This is a genomic window from Shewanella sp. 4t3-1-2LB, assembly GCF_017368415.1.
Taxonomy (GTDB): Bacteria; Pseudomonadota; Gammaproteobacteria; order Enterobacterales; family Shewanellaceae; genus Shewanella; species Shewanella fodinae.
In genome coordinates this window covers 59057-80752 of record NZ_JAFNJD010000006.1, presented here as the reverse complement: position 1 = coordinate 80752, position 21696 = coordinate 59057, and the positions used below count along the sequence as shown (strand labels likewise).

The following is a 21696-nucleotide window of genomic DNA, read 5'->3' as shown; positions in this document are numbered from 1 at the left end:
AAGTCAAGAAAAAAAGTTTTGCTTTAGGTTATTTATTGACCTTTTCATGGCTAGCAAAAAGGCGTACTATGGCGCCCCTTTGAAGCGCTAGGTGAAACCGCGAAATGCAAATTGGCCCCTATCAACTGACAAACCAGCTGATCGTGGCACCAATGGCAGGTGTCACCGATCAAGCCTTCCGTAATCTCTGCCTCCGTTATGGTGCTGCCATGGCAGTGTCAGAGATGCTTTCGTCTAATCCTGAGTTATGGGATACGGACAAAAGTCGCCAGCGCATGAGCCATTCCGGCGAGGAAGGCTTACGCTCGGTACAAATTGCCGGGGCAGATCCCGATGACATGGCTTGGGCCGCCCGCTACAACGTAGAGCAAGGTGCCCAGATCATCGATATCAATATGGGCTGCCCAGCAAAAAAAGTGAATAAGAAGCTCGCGGGCTCAGCCTTGCTGCAATCACCAGAACTGGTGCAGCGCATCCTAGATGCGGTGGTAGCAGCAGTGGATGTACCTGTAACGCTGAAGATTCGCACGGGTTGGGACCCAGAACACAGGAACGGTGTTCAAATCGCCCGGATTGCTGAAGAGAGTGGCATTACTGCCTTAGCGGTACATGGCCGTACCAGGCAAGACCTGTTTAAAGGGGAAGCCGAGTACGACACCATCAAGGCAATCAAACAGAATGTCTCGATACCTGTTATCGCCAATGGGGATATTACCTCACCGGAAAAAGCCCGCTTTGTGCTGGACTACACCGGCGTGGATGCCTTGATGGTAGGCCGGGGCGCGCAGGGAAGACCGTGGATTTTTAAAGAGATCCAGCATTACCTGGACACCGGCAGTTTGCCGGCACCTGTAGACAATGCTGAAAAGCGTCAAGTGATGCTGGAGCATTTGTCCAAACTATATGATTTATATGGCGAATATAAAGGCATTCGCTTCGCCAGGAAGCATATAGGTTGGTATCTGAACCAGGAAGAACAGCGCCAATTTCGGGCTGAGTTTAATCAGCTAGAAAGCGCTGCCGAACAGTGTTCCATGGTGGAACACTATTTTGATGAATGTGTACTAGATAAATAAGAGCAGAAACGAATGTTTGATCAGACAACTCACACAGAAGCTCATCCGCTTACCGTAGGCAAAATTGAAACCGCAAACGGCACCATCAAGCCACAGCTGCTGCGCGACGCCGTAAAACGCGCTGTTAGCAACTTCTTCTCGCAGCTGGATGGTCAGGAAGCTCAAGAAGTATATGAAATGGTGCTTTGCGAAGTCGAAGCCCCTCTGCTTGATATCATTATGCAGCACACCCGTGGCAACCAGACTCGCGCCGCCAACATGCTGGGTATCAACCGCGGCACCCTGCGTAAGAAACTGAAAAAATACGGCATGAATTAATATAAATTCATAACGTATTGATAATTAAGCCCAATTGATGAAAATCTTTTGGGCTTTTTTATAACTTGCTACACACCATGCTACACACATATCGTTCTACTCCTCCCCCGAAGACCCGAAATTCTTCCTCTTTCAAATTAGTGATCTACGAGCCTTTCATTGGCCCTAGTTGACCTTGTCGCGCCGTCAATTCCGGCATTAAACTTTTCATGAAACATACATTGGAGTTTTTAATGACTAGTCGTGGTGTGAATACTGTAATGACTGTGATACCTAAAAAGGCTCAAGAAAACCGGCTGGAAGACATCCACAAGGTGTTGCTTCCGGAATTGGTCCCTGATCAGTTGAAGTTGTTAGGAGTTAAGGAACCCATACATGAGGGTACTACGCTGCATCAAGCACAATCAGAACAAATAAAAGGTCTGGCGCTAGTACAATTATTACTTGAGCGAATGCAATCTATCGTTAAATCTGGTGCACTCTATAAGGACAGAGAGTCATCGGCCCACCGCTGCCAATTAAAAGTGGCATGCGATAATATTGACTTATTTTGGCGTCAACTACGCCTGCTTAATCACAGATATCCTGAAGATAATGAGGACTACCAAGAGCTGTACGGTCATCTTGATAAAGCATTTGAATTGCTCATATATGCGGGTTACTACGCTGGCAGTAATGATGCTTTAGCTATTACAGATAGATATGCAAATGCAGGATACAAAACAACTGTAGAAAACACTTTATCGGCTGGCTTGAAAAAAAGCGCTAAATTTACACCTATTAAAAATCTTGTCATTGAAATGGCGGAATATTTACTCATCAGAAGTGATTCTTTGGTGGTAAAAAAAAGTCACGCAATGAAAGCCATCGAATTTATTCTAGAATCATTTTCCAAACAGCCAGAGCACAAAGAATTACCTGCGTTACTACCTTATCCACGAAGATACCCTTCTACCAAAACGATTGAGAAATGGGTAGCCACTGTTCCCGCAAATACTAAACGAGATAAACGTCCTAAAAATGCCAATGAAGTGCTTAAACTGCTACAGGATAGATTCACTGATGCCTTTATTATGGAAAAACTAAAAACAGATTAAAAACAATATATTAGAATACACTTCCCCTCTCAACACCGTTGAGGGGGTAATCAGATGCATCAGTCTACGCAACAATTCACCTCGTTCAATACCGAACAACATCAGACGACATGAACAGAGGTGAAACATGGCAATACCATTAACAATTCAACCTGAAGACCGTTTTGTCCGCGAAGCGGAGCGTAAAGCCATTACTTCAGTATCTCGCACAACAGCCTGGAGTCTTGAACGCCAAGGTCTATTTCCTAGACGCCGCAAACTACACGCTAATAGCACTGCTGTCGGGTGGTTATTATCCGAGTTGGTAGCATGGGTAAGAAACAGAGAAATTGTGTTGGGGAATGAGAAATGAGCAATATCAAATTTAACCGGGACCCATTAGATATCTACATCGACAACAAACGGGTAATGCGTCGGCCGGAGATTATGAGACTCCTGAGTGTAAGTCGCTCTACCCTGCACCGCTGGATTAAAAGCGGAATATTCCCGAAACCGGCATTCAAACAAGGTGGAATTGCCCTGTGGCATAAACAGGACTATGACGACTGGATGGCGCAGCATCGCAGATAACACCTAACCCCAAAGCAGGGAAATTCTCCCTGCTTTTTTGGGCCTACTCGTGACACGGTTTGGCACACGTCGACATCATAAGCACTTAATCGGATGAGGCTATAGCCCAGAACTGGCAGGGGTTTTCGTATCTAACCAAGCCGTACCCAGGCGGATATTAAATAATATAGAGAATGGTATCTTTTGATGAACAAGCAGTTTTTTATCACACCTGATAACTCACAGTCGCATTTATACAATGAGCACTCTTGGCTCATTTATAACGATAGTTACGCAACACCTTCCAGCAAGTTCATGCTGAAGAAAACCTTTGAGTTAGTGGAATCCATGTTGGCCCGTTATTCAAAAGTGATGATGTGCAGAATTGATTTACATCCTAGCCAATTCAATCCTGATAACACGATGATTGAATCCTTTCTGAATCGCCTAAGAATAGCCCTTTCAGAACAGTACAGCTGCACAGTCGGCTACTTTTGTGCAAGGGAACAGACAATTTCAAAAAAGGAGCATTACCATCTTGCTCTGTTACTTAGCGGTCACAAAGTAAACTATCCGGACAGCATTCTTAAACAAGTCGGCCAACGTTGGGAAGATGAAACACAAGGCACCCGCAGCTTTGTTGACAATTCCTTCTATAAATTGGAACGAGGAGATAAAGCGTCGATTGAGCCTGCAATATACCGCTTAAGCTACTTTGCTAAATCACGCACTAAAGAGCTCAATCCACCAGCCACGTCATATCTTTGTGCGGGAATACTCCCTAAAGAACAACGCTATGCCAACGTTGAGTTCTCGTACCTATTGCTGGTGGATGCTGAGCGTGCATATCAAAAATCCTTAGGTGTTGAGGATGTTGAAGCTGTTGAAAAGGACGAAGAGGTAAAAGAGGAAGAGTCCCAAACTGACGATGCTGTCGATAGCGGCTCGGGTGCCTCTATTTTCTACCGTTACAAAGATGAAATTATCTGTAGAAATCAGCTTTTCTTTGATAAAGGAATCACTGCAGTTACAGCAAATAAACACATGGATATCTCCAGTAGATATCAGTCTGCTAGCGGATGAATGACACAGTATCCTGCATCAGCCTTGATGTTTCAAAGTGTTGAATATTATAAAATTGTTAACCGTTTCAACTAAATTTGGCTATTTTTCAACCTTGTTCAGATGGAATCATAGTCCCCGTGGATAATCAGCGAAAAACTGATGATATAAACATATTGAATTTAAAGGCTTTATATGGCGCTAACTGTCATATCATAACGCTAAAGTGGATCGCCTAGTTGATCGCTTAATATCGGAATTTAGCGATCAACTAGCGTGGATCACCAGCTCTTTTACAATGTAGTGGATCGCTATGTTTAGCGAAATAGCGATGGCACATAATGAAACGAAAGGTCATTATTGTGTTTCTAATAAATTAGACAAGCCCTTAAAGGACTTGTCGCTCTCAATTGGACACGTTGTACTAACAACAGCCAAGACCTGGCGTGGCAAAAGCTATATTTGTCCACCTACGCCTTTAAACTTCTCAACAAACGTTGCAATTTTTTGGAAAACACTTTGTTTTTTGGTCAGGTATTGCGGGTTTAGCGGACTCATTTTAGGCAAAATAGCATTAAGTTCCGTGCCGTTGTCACTGGCATATTCATGCTTTAACGATGTCGTTATATAGCGTTTCGCTGCTTCATCATTCAGGCTCTCTGTACTAATTAGCTCCCGAGCCTCGCGCTGTTGTTCTGCCTGAGCAAAAGAAAAGAATGCTTCGATAATACTGGCCTTGTCGCTGATTTCATCCAGGTTAGTCTGGTTAATAAAATCAACAAGTAAGCTCTCTTTGGCACGATTGCCAAGACTTGCGCGGATTAACCGTCTGACTTCTTCAATTAAGCCAGCTTTACTTTTATTCTGTTTATTGTGTTCAAAAATAAGCTCAAGAATGTAATCCAGATTGATTTCTTGCGACTTCAGCAAGTCCACTTCAAAAACAACATCATCCCAGTCGACTGTTGATTGGTTTTTATTATCTGCCGACTTTTGCTGGCGCAGCCAGTCGCGGATATCGTTGTAAGTGGAGCGATAATCCTGGATCTTGCGCTCAGCTGGCAAACGAATAGTCTGTAATTGTGCCAGTTTTTCGTCATCCAAATAATGCTCGGCTTTAAATGCTTCAACGGCTGCCTCGTCATTCATGTCGACGTTTTGCAGGGCCTTCAGGCTGGCAAATTCATCATAATTCTGCAGCACGTTTTCTATACGTAAATATTCACCAAACAGTTTGGTAAAAGCCTTTTTATCAGACTCAGTCTCAATTGCTGCGGGATCTGGGAAACGCTGTTCAAGCTCGCTGACTACCGCCATAAACCCACGTCTGGCTTCACCAGTTACGAGGTCTGTAAAGCCATCCATGTATTCTTGATAGCTTTTTTCCAGCACCACATTTTTAGTGTTGCGATCGCCAAACAGGGTAATGGCATCGACCGTTGCCTGCTCTAAATCGCGAAAAGTAACAATATTGCCGAAGGTTTTGATGGCATCATATATACGATTGGTGCGAGAAAATGCCTGCATCAACCCGTGGTATCGCAGGTTTTTATCAACATACAGCGTATTCAGCGTTGGTGCGTCGAAGCCGGTTAGAAACATCCCTACCACAATTAAAAAATCCACCTTCTCTTCAGGCTTAAGCTTTTTACCATGACGGTCCTCGCCCTTTACCCGCATGGCAAGGTCGCGATAATAATCTTGGAAGCCCTTACTATCCACACTGAAGCTGGTCTTAAAAGAAGCGTTATAGTCATCTAACGCAGCACTTAAAAACTCTTTGGCGCTACTGTTCATGGCCGATACATCAAAACTTTCATCCTGAATATCACCGATTGCATCCTGTTCTTCATTGGCAGCGTACGAGAAGATAGTGGCGATTTTCAGCGGTTTTTCATTATCGGCCTGTAGCTTATTCAACGCTTCATAGTAGAGTTTGGCCGCATCGACACTGCTCACGGCAAACATGGCATTAAAGCCCGTAGCCCCGGTTTGCAGGCGGTGCGTTTTTTGACGGAAGCTGTTCAGAATGTATTGGGATATTTCCCTGATACGCTCCGGGTGCAATAATGCTTCGTTGTTCTCTGCAGCAGTGAGTTGCCTCTCATCCTGTTCGGTTTCAATGGCTTTAAACTTCGGACGTACATCGTTGTAGTCCACCTTGAACTTAAGCACCTTTTCATCACGAATTGCATCGGTAATGACATAGGCATGTAATTCCCGGCCAAACACACTGGCCGTCGTTTCGGCACCCAAGGCGTTTTGCGGGAAGATGGGCGTACCGGTAAAACCAAACTGGTAGAACTTTTTAAATTTTTTCTGCAGGTTTTTCTGCGCTTCACCAAACTGACTACGGTGGCATTCATCAAAAATAAACACCACTTGCCGGTTAAATATTGGCAAGTCACTTTCCGTTTTCATCAGATTGTTAAGCTTCTGAATCGTGGTAACAATGATTTTATTGTCGTCTTTATCCAGGTTACGTTTAAGCCCGGCAGTACTGTCAGAGCCGTTGACGCTATCGGGTGAAAACCGCTGGTATTCCTTCATGGTCTGGTAGTCGAGGTCTTTTCTGTCTACGACAAAAAAGACTTTGTCGATAAACTCCAGTTCAGTCGCCAGACGTGCAGCTTTAAAGCTGGTCAGGGTTTTCCCGGAGCCAGTGGTGTGCCAGATATAGCCACCGCTTTCCGGGCTGCTCCAGTTTTTTGCTTCAAAAGAGCTTCTCACTTTCCACAAAATACGCTCGGTTGCGGCTATCTGGTAAGGACGCATCACTAACAAAGTGTTGCTGACATCAAACACTGAATAATGCAGCAACACCTTGAGCAAAGTATTTTTTTGGAAGAAGGTAGCAGTAAAGTCTTTCAGGTCTTTGATCAGGCTGTTATCAGATTTTGCCCAGTTCATGGTGAAATCAAAGCTGTTTTTATTGCGCTTGGTCGTATTGGCAAAATAGCGGCTGTCAGTACCATTGGAAATCACAAACAACTGCAAATACTTGTACAACGAGTGCGCGCTGTTAAAGCTCTCTTTACTGTAACGGTGCACCTGGTTAAAGGCTTCTCGTATCGCCACACCACGCTTTTTAAGCTCAATCTGCACCAATGGCAGGCCGTTCACCAACAGAGTGACATCATAACGGTTGGCGTGACTGCCGGTTTGCTCAAACTGTTTGATCACCTGCACTTTATTGCGGGCAACATTGTTTTTATCCAGCAAATAGATGTTTTTAATGCGGCCATCGTCAAACACAAAATCATAGATATAGTCATCGTGGATCTTGCGGGTTTTATCGATGATGCTGTCACTGGGTTTATCCAGATAGGTTTCCACAAAGCGTTGCCATTCAGGCTCGGTAAACACTACATCATTGAGGCCTTGCAACTGTGTGCGCACATTGGCCAGCATGGCCTCTGAGTTATTCAGTTTGGGCAGATATTCATAGCCTTGATTTTGCAAATCCTGGATCAGTTCGCGCTCTAAATCGGCTTCACTCTGGTAATTTTCATTAACCTGCCATTCCTTATTGTATTTATCCAATACGATAAAGTTGTTCAATTCGGCGATGGTCTTGGTGTAATCAACCATAATATTCGTCCTTGTGTACTATGCAGCATCCTTGGGTTTAGGGAAGCTCAGCAGCAAATCGCGGTAATATTCGTATTGCTTCTGGCGCAGCTCGATTTCGTGGGGCAAGCCTTCGCTGATTGAGTTGGTTAGTGCGTCGAATTTGTCGAGGATAGCGACAATCCGGGCTTGTTCAGCATCACTGGGGATGGGGATAGTTAATTGATGTAATTTGCTACCTTTGATTCCTTTAACCGTTGACCCTGTAGCTGTTCTCATTAATTTTTCTTGAAACTGGCCACCCAATAAATAGTGCTTCAAAAACGCATTTGATAGGCGTTTATCTTTACTTCTGTATTTGATAACCCTCTGAGCCAACGCAATATTCTCCCTATCAACTTGGGCCACAAAACCACAAGGGGCTTCAGTAGTAATCAGAACATCACCTTTCTTTGGCAATCCTCTTCTCATCACAACAGCATAATCATCCTCTGAGATAAACTCTTGTGAAGCACCATAATCGATGTAACCCATCCGAATATTTTTAGCTGTGACCAAGAAGATTCCTTTCTGAGTTTTCGTCGGTGTTTTCCCTCGATAATCTACGTAATCGCAAGCTTCAAGTAACGTCTTCCATTCCACTTCTCCATCCTCAAAACTCAACAACTGGTCGCGATAGTGGTTGTATTGTTTTTTGCGTAGATTAAGCTCGGCGGTCAGCTCGGCGGTCATGGCGGTAAATGCGTCCAGAATGCGGACGATTTCGGCTTGAATTTCCAGCGACCTTTTTGGATTTTCTGGGCAAGGGATGGGAATTTGAAATTCTTCCAGCATGGGCCTTCTAATCGAGGTTGTAGTTGCCCCCACACTTTTCATCAAAATGTACTGTTTAAAGCTAGATGACATGAAGTGATACAAGAACTTCGTATTCACTTTGCGTGATGTGATATGAATCCTATAGGCCCTCTGATGTAGAGCGTACTTCCCTTCTACATAGTGAAAAATATCACCAATCCCACCTTCGCCCGGAATGACTATCGCCACCTCATCAAATTCAAAGGTGTCTGACTTCAGGATATTCTTTGAGCGAACATAAAACGGGTAGATTCCGTTTTCATTTTCATCCTGACGATTTGAGCTTCCGGTGCCAATATCTGCCACAGCACCTAGATTCACCCACTCCACTTCAAACCCATCCAGCAGTTTTTCCATAAAGCTTATGTTGCTCATGCGTCCTGCTCCTCGCCTTCGCTACCGTCCCCTTCTATTTGCGCCACGATCGCATCAATGTCTTGGCGCAGTTGGGTGATCCTGGCAACGGTGGTTTTCAGTTCGGCATTGAGCTGGGTGATATCCACGACTTCACGATTATCTTTCGCTTCCACATAGCTACTGACCGACAGGTTGTAGTCGTTGGCGGCCACTTGTTCAAAGGGTACGGATTGGGCGAAATGATCAAGGTTCGCTTTGCTATCGAATACCGCCATGATCTGTTTGATGTGTTCGTCAGTAAGGATGTTGTTATTGGTTTCTTTTTTAAACAAACCACTGGCGTCGATAAACTGAGTAGCCGTGTCGGTTTTGTGTTTGGACAATACCAGAATGTTGACCGCGATGGTGGTGCCGAAGAACAGATTAGGGGCAAGGGAAATCACCGTTTCCACATAGTTGTTATCCACCAGATACTGCCGAATTTTCTGCTCGGCACCACCGCGATAAAAAATACCGGGGAAGCACACGATGGCAGCACGGCCTTTGCTGGACAGGTAACTGAGCGCATGCAGCACAAAGGCAAAGTCGGCTTTGGATTTGGGGGCGAGCACACCAGCAGGTGCGAAGCGTTCATCGTTGATCAGTGTCGGGTCTTCAGAACCAATCCACTTCACTGAATAAGGTGGGTTGGAGACAATAGCATCAAAGGGTTTGTCATCACCAAAATGCGGAGCCCGCAAGGTATCACCCAACTGGATATTGAACTTGTCATAGTTGATGTTGTGCAAAAACATGTTCATCCGCGCCAGGTTGTAGGTGGTGTGGTTGATCTCCTGACCAAAAAAGCCGTCTTCAATAATATGGGCGTCGAAATGTTTTTTGGCTTGCAGCAACAGCGAACCGGAACCACAAGCGGGGTCGTAGATTTTATTCACACTGGTTTGCTTATGCATGGCCAACTGTGCAATTAAACGAGAGACATGCTGCGGGGTAAAAAATTCCCCCCCGGATTTGCCGGCATTGGCGGCATAGTTGGAGATAAGGAATTCGTAGGCATCGCCGAACAGGTCAATCTGGCTCCCTTGAAAATCACCAAAATCCAACGCGGCGACCCCCTTAAGCACTGCCGCCAGACGGCTATTTTTGTCTTTTACGGTATTACCGAGACGGTTGCTGGTGGTATCAAAATCGGCAAACAGGCCCTTGATATCACTCTCTGATGGGTAACCGTTGGCAGACGATTCAATGGCCGAAAATATCTCTGCTAAATCGGTATTTAAGCTGGCGTTGGTATTGGCATCTGCCGCGATGTTAACAAACAAGTCACTGGGATACATAAAGTAACCCTTGGTCTTAATGGCGTCGTCTTTGATTTCCGGGGTGATGACACTATCAGACAGGTTTGCGTAGTTAACAGTATGGTCACCGCCTTCAATGTAGTTGGCAAAATTTTCGCTGATAAAGCGGTAAAACAGGGTGCCTAGTACATATTGCTTAAAATCCCAACCGTCTACAGCGCCGCGCACATCATTGGCAATCGCCCAGATTTGGCGTTGCAGGGCGGCGCGTTGTTGACTACTTGTCATGGTTTACTTCCTGTTTTAATAAGTTTTGGTTCGTGCCATCAGCCATTAGATGTAATGGCATTTTTTATTTATAAGGCTTGTAGCCACACAAATCTGAGGGCAAAGTCATCTGCACCACAGGTTGCTGACTTTTTAATGTACATGTTTTTCAGTTGTCGCGAGTACAATCGCTTAAATGCCATGTACTGAAGCCGATGCATGGGTACTCTATACCTTCTTGTTATCATCACCAAACATTTGGCTTAACCAACAGATATAATTGATATTTTAATGAATCGCAGGTTCAACAATCCACCAGCGTGTCAAACCATTATCCAGGCACTTTATAATTATCACACTCAGCATTAATGCATTTCCGAGGAACTGGGAAAATAGCGCAATGCAGATGTTTACCATCATCATGAATGACGTCTGTCCCTGGCGGATAAAACAGCGGTGCGCCACAGTCCTTACAGGCATAACCGCCACAGCATTGGCAAAACCAGGGGTATTTACCGGATTCAGCTTGAATCACCGCTCTTTTCAGAACATCTTTGGTCCAGAATTTATCGTCACCGAAGTAACGTAATTCCAGTGCGGCATTGCAATTAAGTGATAGTACTCCATCACCTAATCTCTTGGTCATATCCGCTTTATGACAAATAAAAATCCCTTTTGAGCCTCCTGCCGTCAAGCGATACCCGCCAATCTCTGAAAGATGCTTTTCACAGACGACACAGGTATCAGCCGGTGGCAACATCACGTCTTGGTTTACCATTGTTAACCTCCTTCAGATTGTGGATTAATTTTGAACCCGCAAACGTTCAAGCCGTAAACGACCATTCCTTGTAATTCTCACATTGAGGGTTACTGCAGCCTGGGTTAAAAGGCATGATCGGAATGTGTAAGTGCTTCCCATCATCAGTTAAACGCTCACAGCCCATGGGGTAGTTAATTGGCGAGCCGCATAGCTTGCAGGTATGGCTGCCACAGCAACGCTGACAAAACCAGGGGTGATAGCCTGCAGTCACTTGCTCTTTTATTTTTTGAATAACTTGTGGCGACCATCGTGTTGTATCGCCTCGAAGTTGAGCTTGAAAGCACTCATTGATATCGATTAGCTGATTTTGTCGGTTTTTTGAAAATGATCTGCCTGCTTTTGTTGTGACATATAACCCGATAAATGGTGTCGCTGTTAAACGGTAGCCACCAACCTGAGCAATTGTCTTTTCACAGAAAATGCAATCTGTCGCAGGTGGAAACACGAGTACATCTGAATTCTCATTACTACGGTCACGGTCTAACATTACTCATTATCCTTAGGCTCAGTAACATTTGATGACGCGCAGCATTTACTCTTCTCTGAGCAGCGCTTTATAGTGCATGTTGGCGCGGCTAACGAAGTGCCGAAACTCCCGCTCTCCGAGCAATGCCGACTTAACTCGCAGGTCGATAGTGATGAGATAATCACTGTCATACACGATGTGTATTTGTTCCACTTTAACGCCGGTCCCCTGCGGGACATTCTCATAGCGTCTCCCACTATTGCCACTGACATAAGCATCATCATCTACTTTTACGGCAGTGATGGTGCCAAAATCGACGTAATCCAATGTCTCACCGGTATTGTTAACCAAGTAAACCCCGTATTCATAAGCATCATCTTCCGCCCCTCGCTCCAGCCACAGCAATGGCTTTCTACCTCCATTGGACCCTTGATTCTCTGCACTCGCTATCGCTTCCGCTGACAGCTCAATCGTTTTCAAATCAAACATGGCGAACTCCTTCTGATAACTTAAGCCTCAGAATTACTTCTCTCTAGGTATCGATGGATTAACCTGGGCAACCAAATCTACCAACTGTAACGCCAAGCGCCCCGCTTGCGCCCTATGCTCATAGTGGTCCCATGAATTTCCCATCAACTCCAGTTCCAGTGTCCATATCCAGACTGACAGAATTTCCACATTGCCAGCGGCGGCTAATAAGGCCGTTTCTTCGACATACGCTTCATATTCGTCTCTGCATTCCTGAATGATATTGACACCGATGGGATCCCATTTCTGCCACAGGAAATCATCCACCAGCATGAAAAGGTCATCGTTTACTTCAAGCGATTGTCGCAGGGCTTGCAGATGGCTTTGCAGTAACGCATTTGCCCCTTGTAGCGGAAATAATTCCAATGACTGCTGACCCACAAAGGTGATATCGGTGTCAGTTAATGCCGTAGACTCACCGGATACCCACTCATAAGCCACTAACGGTTCGTCACCTTTGGCAGCGTTATAATCCACACATACCACGTTATCGGACAGAATGGCCGGGTAACCACTCAAGGTGTAATGCCCCACCACTACCGGCGCGGTCAGTTTGTGTGCGGTATGAGCTCTGGGTAGCGGAATGTCTGATACGCAGCTTTCCGCGCCTTTCGGCACTTGGGCTAACTGGCGGTAGTTTTCGGCTTTATCTGCCCACCAGCGCACCCGGATTTGCCGACGTTCTTTGCCGGTTTTATCCTTGAAACTACTGCCTTCTGGCAAGTCTAATTCCGGTCCTTTCAGCAGGGTTTCCAGCAGGTGATAGAGTTCTTGCTGTTTATCAAAGGCGTCCAGCCAGTATTCCGCTTTAAGACTGTAATCTGGATTGAGATAGGGCTTTAACCGGGCAATCGCGTCATTATCCCAGCAGGCATGAATTGCGCGAATTTCTGCAAAATCAGCAAACAGTGGCCGCCGTTTGAACCAGGCTATCCACGACTGATGCAATGCAGAGTCTTCACCTACCTCATCCAGAAATGCGCCATGTTGTTTGCGGTTATCTTCAGTATGTGGCCGTAGCGGTTCATGGGTAGTTGGGTGACGTAATGCCCAGCCAATGGCGTTCAGCTCATGGTTTCCCATCAGGCACTCGGCTCTGCCCGCATCCACCAGCGCTTTTACCCGTTCCAGCGTGCGTAACTGGTTGATGTTGTCCCCCACGTTGTTGTCAATAAGGTCGCCAATAAACACGTAAAAGGTGTCATCACACTCTTCATCATCGGCACCACGTTGCTCCAACAGAGCATCCAACTTTTGGACCTGACCATGAATGTCACCGATAAACAGATAGCGGCGTTTGTCATCATTGGAACACAGTTCCCCTAAGCGCTTTAGAATCGCCGGTAACACACCGTTACTGGCAAAATGCTCCAGCAGTCCCTCATTAAACCGTTCCGCTCGATTAATGCTGGTGATAAGACACAAGCACTCTTCGATGGTGCTGGTGGCGATATGACGTGGTTCCTTAAGATGTTGGTGCTGCCCAATCCAGCGTTGCCAGTCCCAGCCCGTCAGCATGAGTCCGTTTGCATAAGCTGCGTGATAAAAGTTGCCAGCTATACCGGTATCGGTCTGGCAATCGGCGATAAAGCGCCTGATGACCAGATTATTCTGACGGGCAATTAACAGGTAGGCTCGCAGACAAATCTCTTCCTGCCCGGCCAGCTTGTTTAGCCAATCACGTGGCAGGTTGTTATAACCGTAAAATGCTCCCGCCAACTGGCCGTAGATAGCGGCGACAGTATCGGCATCATCCCCGAGATTGGCAGCCATGATGGCACCGCATTCAAACGTCTCGCTATTCCAGAAGCACCATAAGGCCGCTTCCAGTGAATCGATGACATAGCCTGAGCTGCTTATCTGGTCCCGACTTTTATCGAAGTAACTGCCAGTGATCACCTTAAGCGTTTCGGGGTGCATATCGCTCATCAGCGACTTAAAGGCAGGGTCAACACTTGTCAGCAATTCTTTCTTATCCACCGGCTCTTCAGTATTGAGCAAGACATGCAGCAAGTAGGTCATGTACTGACAGGCATCAATGCAGCGCTGCTCGGCATGAGTTGTGCGGCTGACTTCTGCTGCCATTTCTAGTGCCGATTGCAACGAGTCGTAATGACTCAATAATGCCACTGGCGCAATGCGCATCAGACTGCCATTGCCCGCGCTGTTAGGTGCATCACTGCCAGCCAGTGCAATTCTATCCGCCTCAAACCGGCGCAAAGCACCTGAGACGGTAGCGCCAATATCAAAGCAACTACCAGTGCAGGAGTTATAGCCCTCATCTCGCCAGGCAACATAACGCTGCATCTGATCTTGTGGGTTACTGGCACCAAACTTAATGAGGCTGTCCGCCAGACATAACATCATAGAGGTGTCATCAGTCCATTGTCCCGCCTTGAGACGAAACGGGCCGCCGCCGACGATATCAGTAACTACCGGTGATGTTGGCCGCAATTGGAATTCCAACGTTGTCCCTAACGCATCCCCTAGCGCCAGCCCGACTAATGCGCCTTGGGCTTTATCCATTTTAAAATTCATAGGGTCACTTCCTTTTAAATTAAGTAATGCCGACGTGCTACTGATACTGCGCCAGTGCGGCCTGGAGTTTGGCTTTCGTGCTTTGCCGCAGTGTTTCTGGTGCCAGCACTTCAATTTGGTCTGAATACGACAACAGCCACCAGCTCAGTTGCCAGCTGTCATGAACGGTTGCCTGCAGGTGAAAATGTTCGTCATCAATAACGGTTAGCTGCATATCGTCAGACAAGGGCGCTTCACTTAGATGGTCTGCCAACATGGCGGACACTCTCGCTTGCAGTTGCACCTGCTGACCGTTAGAAAATTGCATCGCCCCACTTTGCAGATAACTGCTGAGAGTAAATGTGGCCGGTCGTTGCTGGTGGAGTTCACTCGTCGTTACACCTTTAATACGATGCATGGCAAACAACTTGATGGCGGTTTCCCCCATCACTTGGGCAACCAGGTATAGCATCACCCCGCGCTGCACCAACGCTAACGGTAACAGTTGATAAACTTTGGCTATGGGCTGGTGGGCGGCCTGGTATTGCACCTGAAGAGTCTGGTCTTTTAACAACGCATCCTGCACCAGCGACAACACGGTTTCATCAATTAGCGGCGGTTTCTGGCTCATTCCTGGGGGCACACTGCCCACCTTCTCAAACCATCCGGCGACATCACTTTGTGATTTCATCGCCTGCAATACCTGACGGGCATGCTCAAAGCTGGGGCGCAAACATTTGAGCACCGAGCCTGGCAGTAACTGCCGCATGGTGCTTTCCACCAGCATCAGCGACAGTGCTTCATTGATACTGACACCCTGAATGTCGATTTTGCGGTTATCCATCCAACGCCAACGAAGTGGTTTGGTTTCAATGGTGGAATAAATGGGGAAACGCTGGCAGATACTCTCCATATCGCGCTGCACAGTTCTCAATGTCACATCCAGACCTTCATCCATCAGGAACTGCCTGAGCTCCGCATTACTGGCACCCTCACCTATCTGGGGCACGTGTTGCAGTAACAACCATTGGCGATAAAGGGTATTAGTGACATTCGCAGCCGACATAGCGTTTCCTGTAAGAGGGTTAATCCAATTTATCGCTGCAGTACAATTGATGCAGCCGACCTTCCTTTGATGTGAACAAGATAACAGCACAATGCGACAACTTACGTCGCGTAATTGACATTTTTTTAAAATTTCATTTTGCAGTTGTACTTGGCTAATTTCCTTGGGTATCGTTATCCATAGGCTCAACAGGGATAATCAAATATGGATATGTATCAAACGCTGAAAACCCGTCATCGTGCCGAGCGGGATAACTACCCTATCAACCTGTCGTTACGTGTACATCGCAGTCTCAGTTGGCTCAACAATGCCGAGCAGCATCGCCTAGCGGATGCTGACAGTGCGTTTATTTTTTACTGGATTGCGTTTAACTCTGCCTATGGTTTTGATGTGGACAGCGAATACCGCCAAGGTGAAAAACAGTCTTTCCGGGATTTTTTGTCAAAAATTGTCGCGCTGGACACCAATAAGCAACTGGAAAAGCTGGTGTGGCAGAAATTCAGCGGTCCCATCCGCGTATTATTGGATAATCAGTATGTGTTTCAACCATTCTGGGACTTCCATAACCAACGCATTGATGAAGCCGACTGGCGGGATAAATTTAAGTCTGCCAAAACTGCGGCTCATGCAGCGATGACCAACCGGGAAACAGACAAGGTGCTGGCGATTATCTGCAACCGCCTTTATACCTTACGCAATCAGTTGATCCATGGTGGCGCTACCTGGCAAAGTTCAACCAACCGCGATGCAATGCGAGACTGCACCGAAGTGATGGCATGTCTGGTGCCCACAGTGATCGGCATTATGATGGACAATCCCAAAACCCTATGGGGTGATCCAATTTATCCAGTGGTAGGCCTAAGTTAACTAAGCACAACAACATCCACATTTTCCATTGAAAAGGAAGACAAAATGGGACAGAAACTGGTCATTACCTTAACTGAAGAAGCAACAGAGAAATATTTTGAATTAGCTCGTGCTCAAACTGCAGCAGAATTAGATGAAGACTGTAAACCATCAGATGTGTGGCTAACAGTTTGTATTGCTGCGACTAACCTCTATGAGAGCACCGCCATTCTCAAAAACACTGAGATTGGTGAAGTCTCAGTATAACTCATTGAAAGTGAATAACATTTCAAGACTTCCAATAAAAAATATGCAATCAGTTACGCCAGCGTGATACGACTAAGCAAAGTACAAGTACAACTAATCGGTATCAACGGTAATCGAATTTAAGCTGGATAACCCCGTTATCCAGTGGGGTTATCCCAATAATCCTGTCGTAAACAGCACCCAATAGGTATAAGCAATCGCAATATGGTTTTAGTTAGCGGCCCTTTACCCGTTAACTAACAGACAAGCAATCTGTCAGAACTCGACGTATATCTTCAGCAATATCAGAAGAAATATCATCGGTTATGTCTTGCTGCTGCAGCCAATGCCTCAATGCTCGACCTGCTCTTCCCGCATTGGTCACATCTAAAAATATCTGCAAAATTTCGAATACCAAACGGTGCTCAGATATTTCGGGATAAAAGTCCATATCAATCATCAGAATATCCTTAAAATCCATTCCGAGATTTTTCAGATATTCAAAATTCAGTTGAAGGGAATTAGATATTGCCGCTTGGTTCAATATCGCTAACCATTCATCTATCGCTACTAAACCCTCATTAACATCACTATCGACGGTATCCACAAGATCAAACACCCGAGATAATGGTTCATTCGGTATACATGATGGCGCTTCACCACAATCTAATTCGGAGCAGAAATATTGAGGTGATATGGAGTATAAAGCGGGTTGTACCGCGACTGAACCAAACCCGGCCTCGCCTGCAGGGCGAGTGTGCCTGATGGGACGTAACGCTGGTAACCCTTTAGCTTTGTTGTCACGAACGGCTACCAATACACAACTGGTTTGTTCACACAGTAAACCGAACTCAATGGCGACATGTTCTGGGGACTGACTCGTTGATAACCGTTGATATGCCGCTAACCTGGACAGAGTTCCAGCGCCAATTCCCTGAAACTCCCTGACAGGGATCAATATGCATTTCCGATCCTGCAGATGGTTGATTTCAATTGTCACACATTCATTCTGTAATGAACTAGCTGACATCTTAGGCTTTGCATAACGTTGATAGCCATCGCCGGTAAAACATAAATTTCGATTGGCTTGCTCTTCAACTGGCATTGGCCATTTGACTTTAATGTTTTTTATTTCGGTCTGGCGACTACGTTTAAAGTGACCCACAATCGCATCAGCCATTGACTCGTTCGGAGAGACAAAGATCGCTGTAGCCGCAGTACTCTGTGATAAATTGCTTAAGAATGCTTCATTGACAGAAGACCCCACCCCGACACTAAACAGCCTTATCTGTGCTTTTTTTGCCTCGTCGACTATCGTCTCGGTATTCCACACTTCGCCATCAGTAATCAGCAGCATTTGTGTTGCCAGTTCAGGATGACGCCCGGCTTTTCTGGCAAGGGTCAGCGCATCACCAATTTCGGTGCCGCCCATATTGGCACTTAATTGCCTAAGGAAGGAATCCAGCTGCGCAAGATGTCGACCATCAGCGGGGACCGGAGAGGGGAACAGACTGCGAGCATGAGAACCAAACGATACGATGTTAAACCAGTCTGAAGGCCTGAGCAGCGTTTTGATAGCCACTAATGCTTTACGAACCTGTTCAATGGAATCTCCATCCATCGAGCCAGAGCAATCAATGACAAACTGAAAGCATTGAGGCGCATCGCTACAACTTTCCGGTTCAGGCAGCAACAGGTTGGCACAGTACTGTATACCAAAATCACTGTGTTCAAACAGGACTTCACCGATATACGATTGCATTGCTTCCAACGTAATGATGATATCCCGGTCGGGGATCAGGTTGGTCCCCGATAAACTGAAGGAATGCGCATCCTTATAACGAACTAAAGAATGACTGAGACATTTAACCAGTGATGATGCTAACTCGCCATGGATAGTCAGGTTAAAATTCAAACGAGCGCCATTATCCAGTGAATGTTCAATTTGCTGATGCGGCTGAAATCCTGACGCATACTGATTGCCGTAACGCTGCCCGATGGTACAAGGGAAATAAAATCTCAGTTTTCTATCTTGCCAATTTAATATCTGGGCATATTGGATAATTACGGATACTTCATCATCCGGTAACAGATTGCCGACGTTCAGGCTATATAGCCCATCGTTTATCTGCTCCAGCAGCACCGCACTATCACCTTGCGCGATGGCATCTTCGTATTTATCGGTACCCGCTTTTTTCTGAACAATCTCACCAATAAGCTTCCGTTCTCCCACAGTCATGGTCAACCCAAGAATGACGGCATCCATTGGTAATGCAAAGGAGAACACAGCTTCAATCGGGCAAGTTTCACGATTAACAAATTCATGCATCAGCTTTACTTCACTGATGGCACCATTCAATTGCGCATCAACTGATGCTTCGCTTCAAAACAACATCACAATCAAAGCCAAATCCCTTTCGATCATCTTCCATCATGTGATTCATCGCATAATTAGTCATTTTCCAACCCACCATTCTTGTCAGTTGATGCTATTTGCATTACCTGTTCGTAGGTACTCATCAGCGCTTGCGCTAACAGCCTTAATTGCTCACTGCTCACACCGGCAGCACTTGGGTCAATCATTAACGTCAACCCTTGTCCCAGGTAGAGATGACTGATGACACGCAGATCACCGGCTTTCACTCTTAATTCTGGTAATTCGGGTTCATCTGTAGCTTTAAGCAATTCCTGAATACGCTCTAAAGACAAACCAGCACTTTGCCAACGTTTGATCTTGAGTAACTGTTCCAAGTGTTCCACGTCATACCACGCGCCCCGGCCAGTACCATGAGGCGCACTTATCACCCCTTTCTGCAGATAAAATCTGATGGTTCTGATAGGGAGATCCACCAGCACTGCCAGTTCATTGATGTCATATTTCTCTTGCATAACGTGTCTTCATGTACGCTTTAGATACATCAATATTATACACTATTAGTGTATTGATAAAGTGTAAATAAAACAGCTTGGCTGTGCAGATTGTGGTGAATTGGAGTGAAGTCCTGTGGTAAGGTGAGGGAAAGTCGTCTGACACAAACTATCAAGTAAATAATAGATTGAATTAAAAAGAATAAATTTTATTTATATGGAATATTATTCACTTATCCGCATGCACCTTGAATTAGTTTTACCCCGATTTGATAGACACCAAGCTAAGAGTGAATAACCCACAAAACTCTAATCCAGACACGACTTAATCTCCCCAAAGCCATTGCACGAGTTTTACGGCACCATAACCGGCAGCGCCACAGGCAACGGCAACCCCAATTACAGGTAATAATGAGGTACTGCCTACGGCTGTCAGCCCCGCCGCCAAGCCTGAGGAGGCAACTCCTGTACCCGAGCCAATCGCACCACCCGCTGCAGATGCTACTGTAGATACGGTTTCCGCGCTCTTTGCCACAGACAATATTCGCCCGGCAACCACGGCTGCGCCCACCACTTTATTTACCTGGTGGCTTACTGGTACTCCCTGAATACACCAGAGAACAAAATGTTCACAGTTATTCCATATGAGGTTGTAACGGTTTTCCCCAATGCGGCTACTGGCCCGATAGACACTTTCTGCAGCGTCATATACTCGCGGCCAGTGTTCAACCACCTTGACTAGTTTTCCATCAGAGAATTGCTCTACTGTGGTTATGTCAATCATACCCCCCAACTCACTGCCAACACCGGTGTAATGAATAACGTCTTTACCACCAACGTAGATACCGTGATGCTTGTAACCCCCTTGGTCTACCACAAGATGATCACCAACTTTCATCCGGAAATTCCTCCTAGAAAAATTGTCACTGACAATATCAATGACCCGATGACCATAAAGTAACATGCTGGATAACTACCGCCGTTCCGACAAATTTGTCGCGACATCCCTTTTGGCAGGGCGTGTCTGTGAAGACCCGACTTGGACGCAGCATTCGAAGGTTTGGACAAGTCTTAATCCCTTTTGGCAGGGCGTGTCTGTGAAGACTTACTAAGTTCATCTTCAGCGTACTCTTTGTATTGTCTTAATCCCTTTTGGCAGGGCGTGTCTGTGAAGACTTTTTAATCTGTCAACCACTATTTTTAGTTGACGTCTTAATCCCTTTTGGCAGGGCGTGTCTGTGAAGACGTCAGTGCGTTTACTCAACAGTCCTTTGACTGCGTCTTAATCCCTTTTGGCAGGGCGTGTCTGTGAAGACCTGGGTACGTCTGGGAGAATGATAAATTCTAATAGTCTTAATCCCTTTTGGCAGGGCGTGTCTGTGAAGACAATTGCCGCCGGGGCGACTGGTGTAATTGTTGTGTCTTAATCCCTTTTGGCAGGGCGTGTCTGTGAAGACGTATTGTGCATGGGATTTGTACGTGTGGAATGATGTCTTAATCCCTTTTGGCAGGGCGTGTCTGTGAAGACGTATGCAGAGCGCCAAGAAGAACTCAGCTGGGGAGTCTTAATCCCTTTTGGCAGGGCGTGTCTGTGAAGACTTACGCGTCATCAGGTGGTTAATAACCGGGAAAAGTCTTAATCCCTTTTGGCAGGGCGTGTCTGTGAAGACCAATCAACGAGAACGTACGTGCAGAGAAGAGCATGTCTTAATCCCTTTTGGCAGGGCGTGTCTGTGAAGACGCACCTTGTCGGCAGCAGTGCCAACCGGGGCGTGTCTTAATCCCTTTTGGCAGGGCGTGTCTGTGAAGACCTTATCACTATCTGCGTAATCAACTCATTCCTAAGTCTTAATCCCTTTTGGCAGGGCGTGTCTGTGAAGACCATATTGC

At 46.0% G+C, this 21696-nt stretch carries 19 protein-coding genes, 1 pseudogene and 1 CRISPR repeat array (1 of these 21 running past the window's edge); of the genes and pseudogenes, 8 read left to right on the top strand and 12 right to left on the bottom strand.

The annotated features are described in order from the left end of the window. Window positions 1-104: 104 nt before the first annotated feature. The 6 genes from dusB (at window position 105) to J3L11_RS04145 (ending at window position 4123) form a co-directional block, all read left to right on the top strand. Window positions 105-1076 carry a tRNA dihydrouridine synthase DusB gene (gene dusB, locus J3L11_RS04170; RefSeq protein WP_133037406.1) on the top strand — a complete coding sequence of 324 codons (972 nt, stop codon included), beginning with the start codon at window positions 105-107 and terminating at the stop codon, window positions 1074-1076. Window positions 1077-1088: 12 nt separating this feature from the next. After that, the gene (gene fis / locus J3L11_RS04165; RefSeq protein ID WP_037441607.1) at window positions 1089-1394 is read left to right on the top strand and encodes a DNA-binding transcriptional regulator Fis; all 306 of its coding nucleotides are present in this window, start codon (window positions 1089-1091) and stop codon (window positions 1392-1394) included. Window positions 1395-1627: 233 nt separating this feature from the next. After that, window positions 1628-2491: a hypothetical protein gene (locus J3L11_RS04160; protein WP_207570219.1), complete on the top strand. Its 864-nt coding sequence runs from the start codon at window positions 1628-1630 to the stop codon at window positions 2489-2491. Window positions 2492-2618: 127 nt separating this feature from the next. Next, window positions 2619-2843: an AlpA family phage regulatory protein gene (locus J3L11_RS04155; RefSeq protein ID WP_207570218.1), complete on the top strand. Its 225-nt coding sequence runs from the start codon at window positions 2619-2621 to the stop codon at window positions 2841-2843. Beyond that, the gene (locus J3L11_RS04150; RefSeq protein ID WP_207570217.1) at window positions 2840-3061 is read left to right on the top strand and encodes a helix-turn-helix domain-containing protein; all 222 of its coding nucleotides are present in this window, start codon (window positions 2840-2842) and stop codon (window positions 3059-3061) included. Before J3L11_RS04155 ends, J3L11_RS04150 begins: the two co-directional genes overlap by 4 nt. A 186-nt stretch (window positions 3062-3247) precedes the next feature. Beyond that, window positions 3248-4123, top strand: coding sequence for an inovirus-type Gp2 protein (locus tag J3L11_RS04145; protein ID WP_207570216.1), 876 nt, complete (start codon window positions 3248-3250; stop codon window positions 4121-4123). 435 nt (window positions 4124-4558) lie between these two features. Here the strand turns inward: J3L11_RS04145 and J3L11_RS04140 are convergent, their stop codons facing one another. From J3L11_RS04140 to J3L11_RS04105, 8 genes are all read right to left on the bottom strand, one after another. After that, window positions 4559-7693, bottom strand: a complete 3135-nt coding sequence (locus tag J3L11_RS04140; RefSeq protein WP_207570215.1) for a type I restriction endonuclease subunit R — start codon at window positions 7691-7693, stop codon at window positions 4559-4561. A gap of 18 nt (window positions 7694-7711) precedes the next feature. After that, window positions 7712-8902: a restriction endonuclease subunit S gene (locus J3L11_RS04135; RefSeq protein WP_207570214.1), complete on the bottom strand. Its 1191-nt coding sequence runs from the start codon at window positions 8900-8902 to the stop codon at window positions 7712-7714. Next, on the bottom strand, window positions 8899-10470 hold the full coding sequence (locus tag J3L11_RS04130; RefSeq protein ID WP_207570213.1) for a type I restriction-modification system subunit M: 1572 nt from the start codon (window positions 10468-10470) through the stop codon (window positions 8899-8901). Before J3L11_RS04130 ends, J3L11_RS04135 begins: the two co-directional genes overlap by 4 nt. Before the next feature lie 310 nt (window positions 10471-10780). After that, complete coding sequence (locus J3L11_RS04125) at window positions 10781-11227, bottom strand: hypothetical protein (protein ID WP_207570212.1); 447 nt, start codon at window positions 11225-11227, stop codon at window positions 10781-10783. Between the two features lie 46 nt (window positions 11228-11273). Further along, window positions 11274-11756, bottom strand: coding sequence for a hypothetical protein (locus J3L11_RS04120; protein WP_207570211.1), 483 nt, complete (start codon window positions 11754-11756; stop codon window positions 11274-11276). 45 nt (window positions 11757-11801) lie between these two features. After that, complete coding sequence (locus J3L11_RS04115; protein WP_207570209.1) at window positions 11802-12224, bottom strand: hypothetical protein; 423 nt, start codon at window positions 12222-12224, stop codon at window positions 11802-11804. Window positions 12225-12257: 33 nt separating this feature from the next. After that, the gene (locus J3L11_RS04110; protein WP_207570207.1) at window positions 12258-14801 is read right to left on the bottom strand and encodes an ADP-ribosylglycohydrolase family protein; all 2544 of its coding nucleotides are present in this window, start codon (window positions 14799-14801) and stop codon (window positions 12258-12260) included. Window positions 14802-14838: 37 nt separating this feature from the next. Continuing rightward, window positions 14839-15846, bottom strand: coding sequence for a WYL domain-containing protein (locus tag J3L11_RS04105; RefSeq protein WP_207570198.1), 1008 nt, complete (start codon window positions 15844-15846; stop codon window positions 14839-14841). A 204-nt stretch (window positions 15847-16050) separates the two neighbouring features. On the opposite strand from J3L11_RS04105, the gene J3L11_RS04100 reads away from it, so the two are divergent. Both J3L11_RS04100 and J3L11_RS04095 read left to right on the top strand, forming a co-directional pair. Beyond that, entirely contained in the window at window positions 16051-16713 is a 663-nt protein-coding gene (locus tag J3L11_RS04100) for a HEPN domain-containing protein (protein WP_207570197.1), read from the top strand. A 45-nt stretch (window positions 16714-16758) separates the two neighbouring features. Next, entirely contained in the window at window positions 16759-16959 is a 201-nt protein-coding gene (locus tag J3L11_RS04095; RefSeq protein ID WP_207570196.1) for a hypothetical protein, read from the top strand. Window positions 16960-17191: 232 nt separating this feature from the next. On the opposite strand, the gene J3L11_RS04090 is transcribed toward J3L11_RS04095, so the two are convergent. The 4 genes and pseudogenes from J3L11_RS04090 to J3L11_RS04080 form a co-directional block, all read right to left on the bottom strand. Continuing rightward, on the bottom strand, window positions 17192-18937 hold the full coding sequence (locus J3L11_RS04090; RefSeq protein WP_347566494.1) for a VWA domain-containing protein: 1746 nt from the start codon (window positions 18935-18937) through the stop codon (window positions 17192-17194). Window positions 18938-19003: 66 nt separating this feature from the next. Next, window positions 19004-19306 (bottom strand): annotated as a pseudogene (locus J3L11_RS19515) (VIT domain-containing protein); the annotation flags it as partial. Window positions 19307-19389: 83 nt separating this feature from the next. Then, entirely contained in the window at window positions 19390-19827 is a 438-nt protein-coding gene (locus J3L11_RS04085; RefSeq protein ID WP_207570194.1) for a MerR family transcriptional regulator, read from the bottom strand. A gap of 304 nt (window positions 19828-20131) precedes the next feature. Beyond that, window positions 20132-20704 (bottom strand): lecithin retinol acyltransferase family protein, encoded by a 573-nt coding sequence (locus J3L11_RS04080; protein WP_207570193.1) that lies wholly within the window; start codon window positions 20702-20704, stop codon window positions 20132-20134. A gap of 99 nt (window positions 20705-20803) precedes the next feature. Further along, window positions 20804-21696: direct repeats of the CRISPR family, unit length 37 nt; unit sequence GTCTTAATCCCTTTTGGCAGGGCGTGTCTGTGAAGAC (it continues 272 nt past the right edge of the window).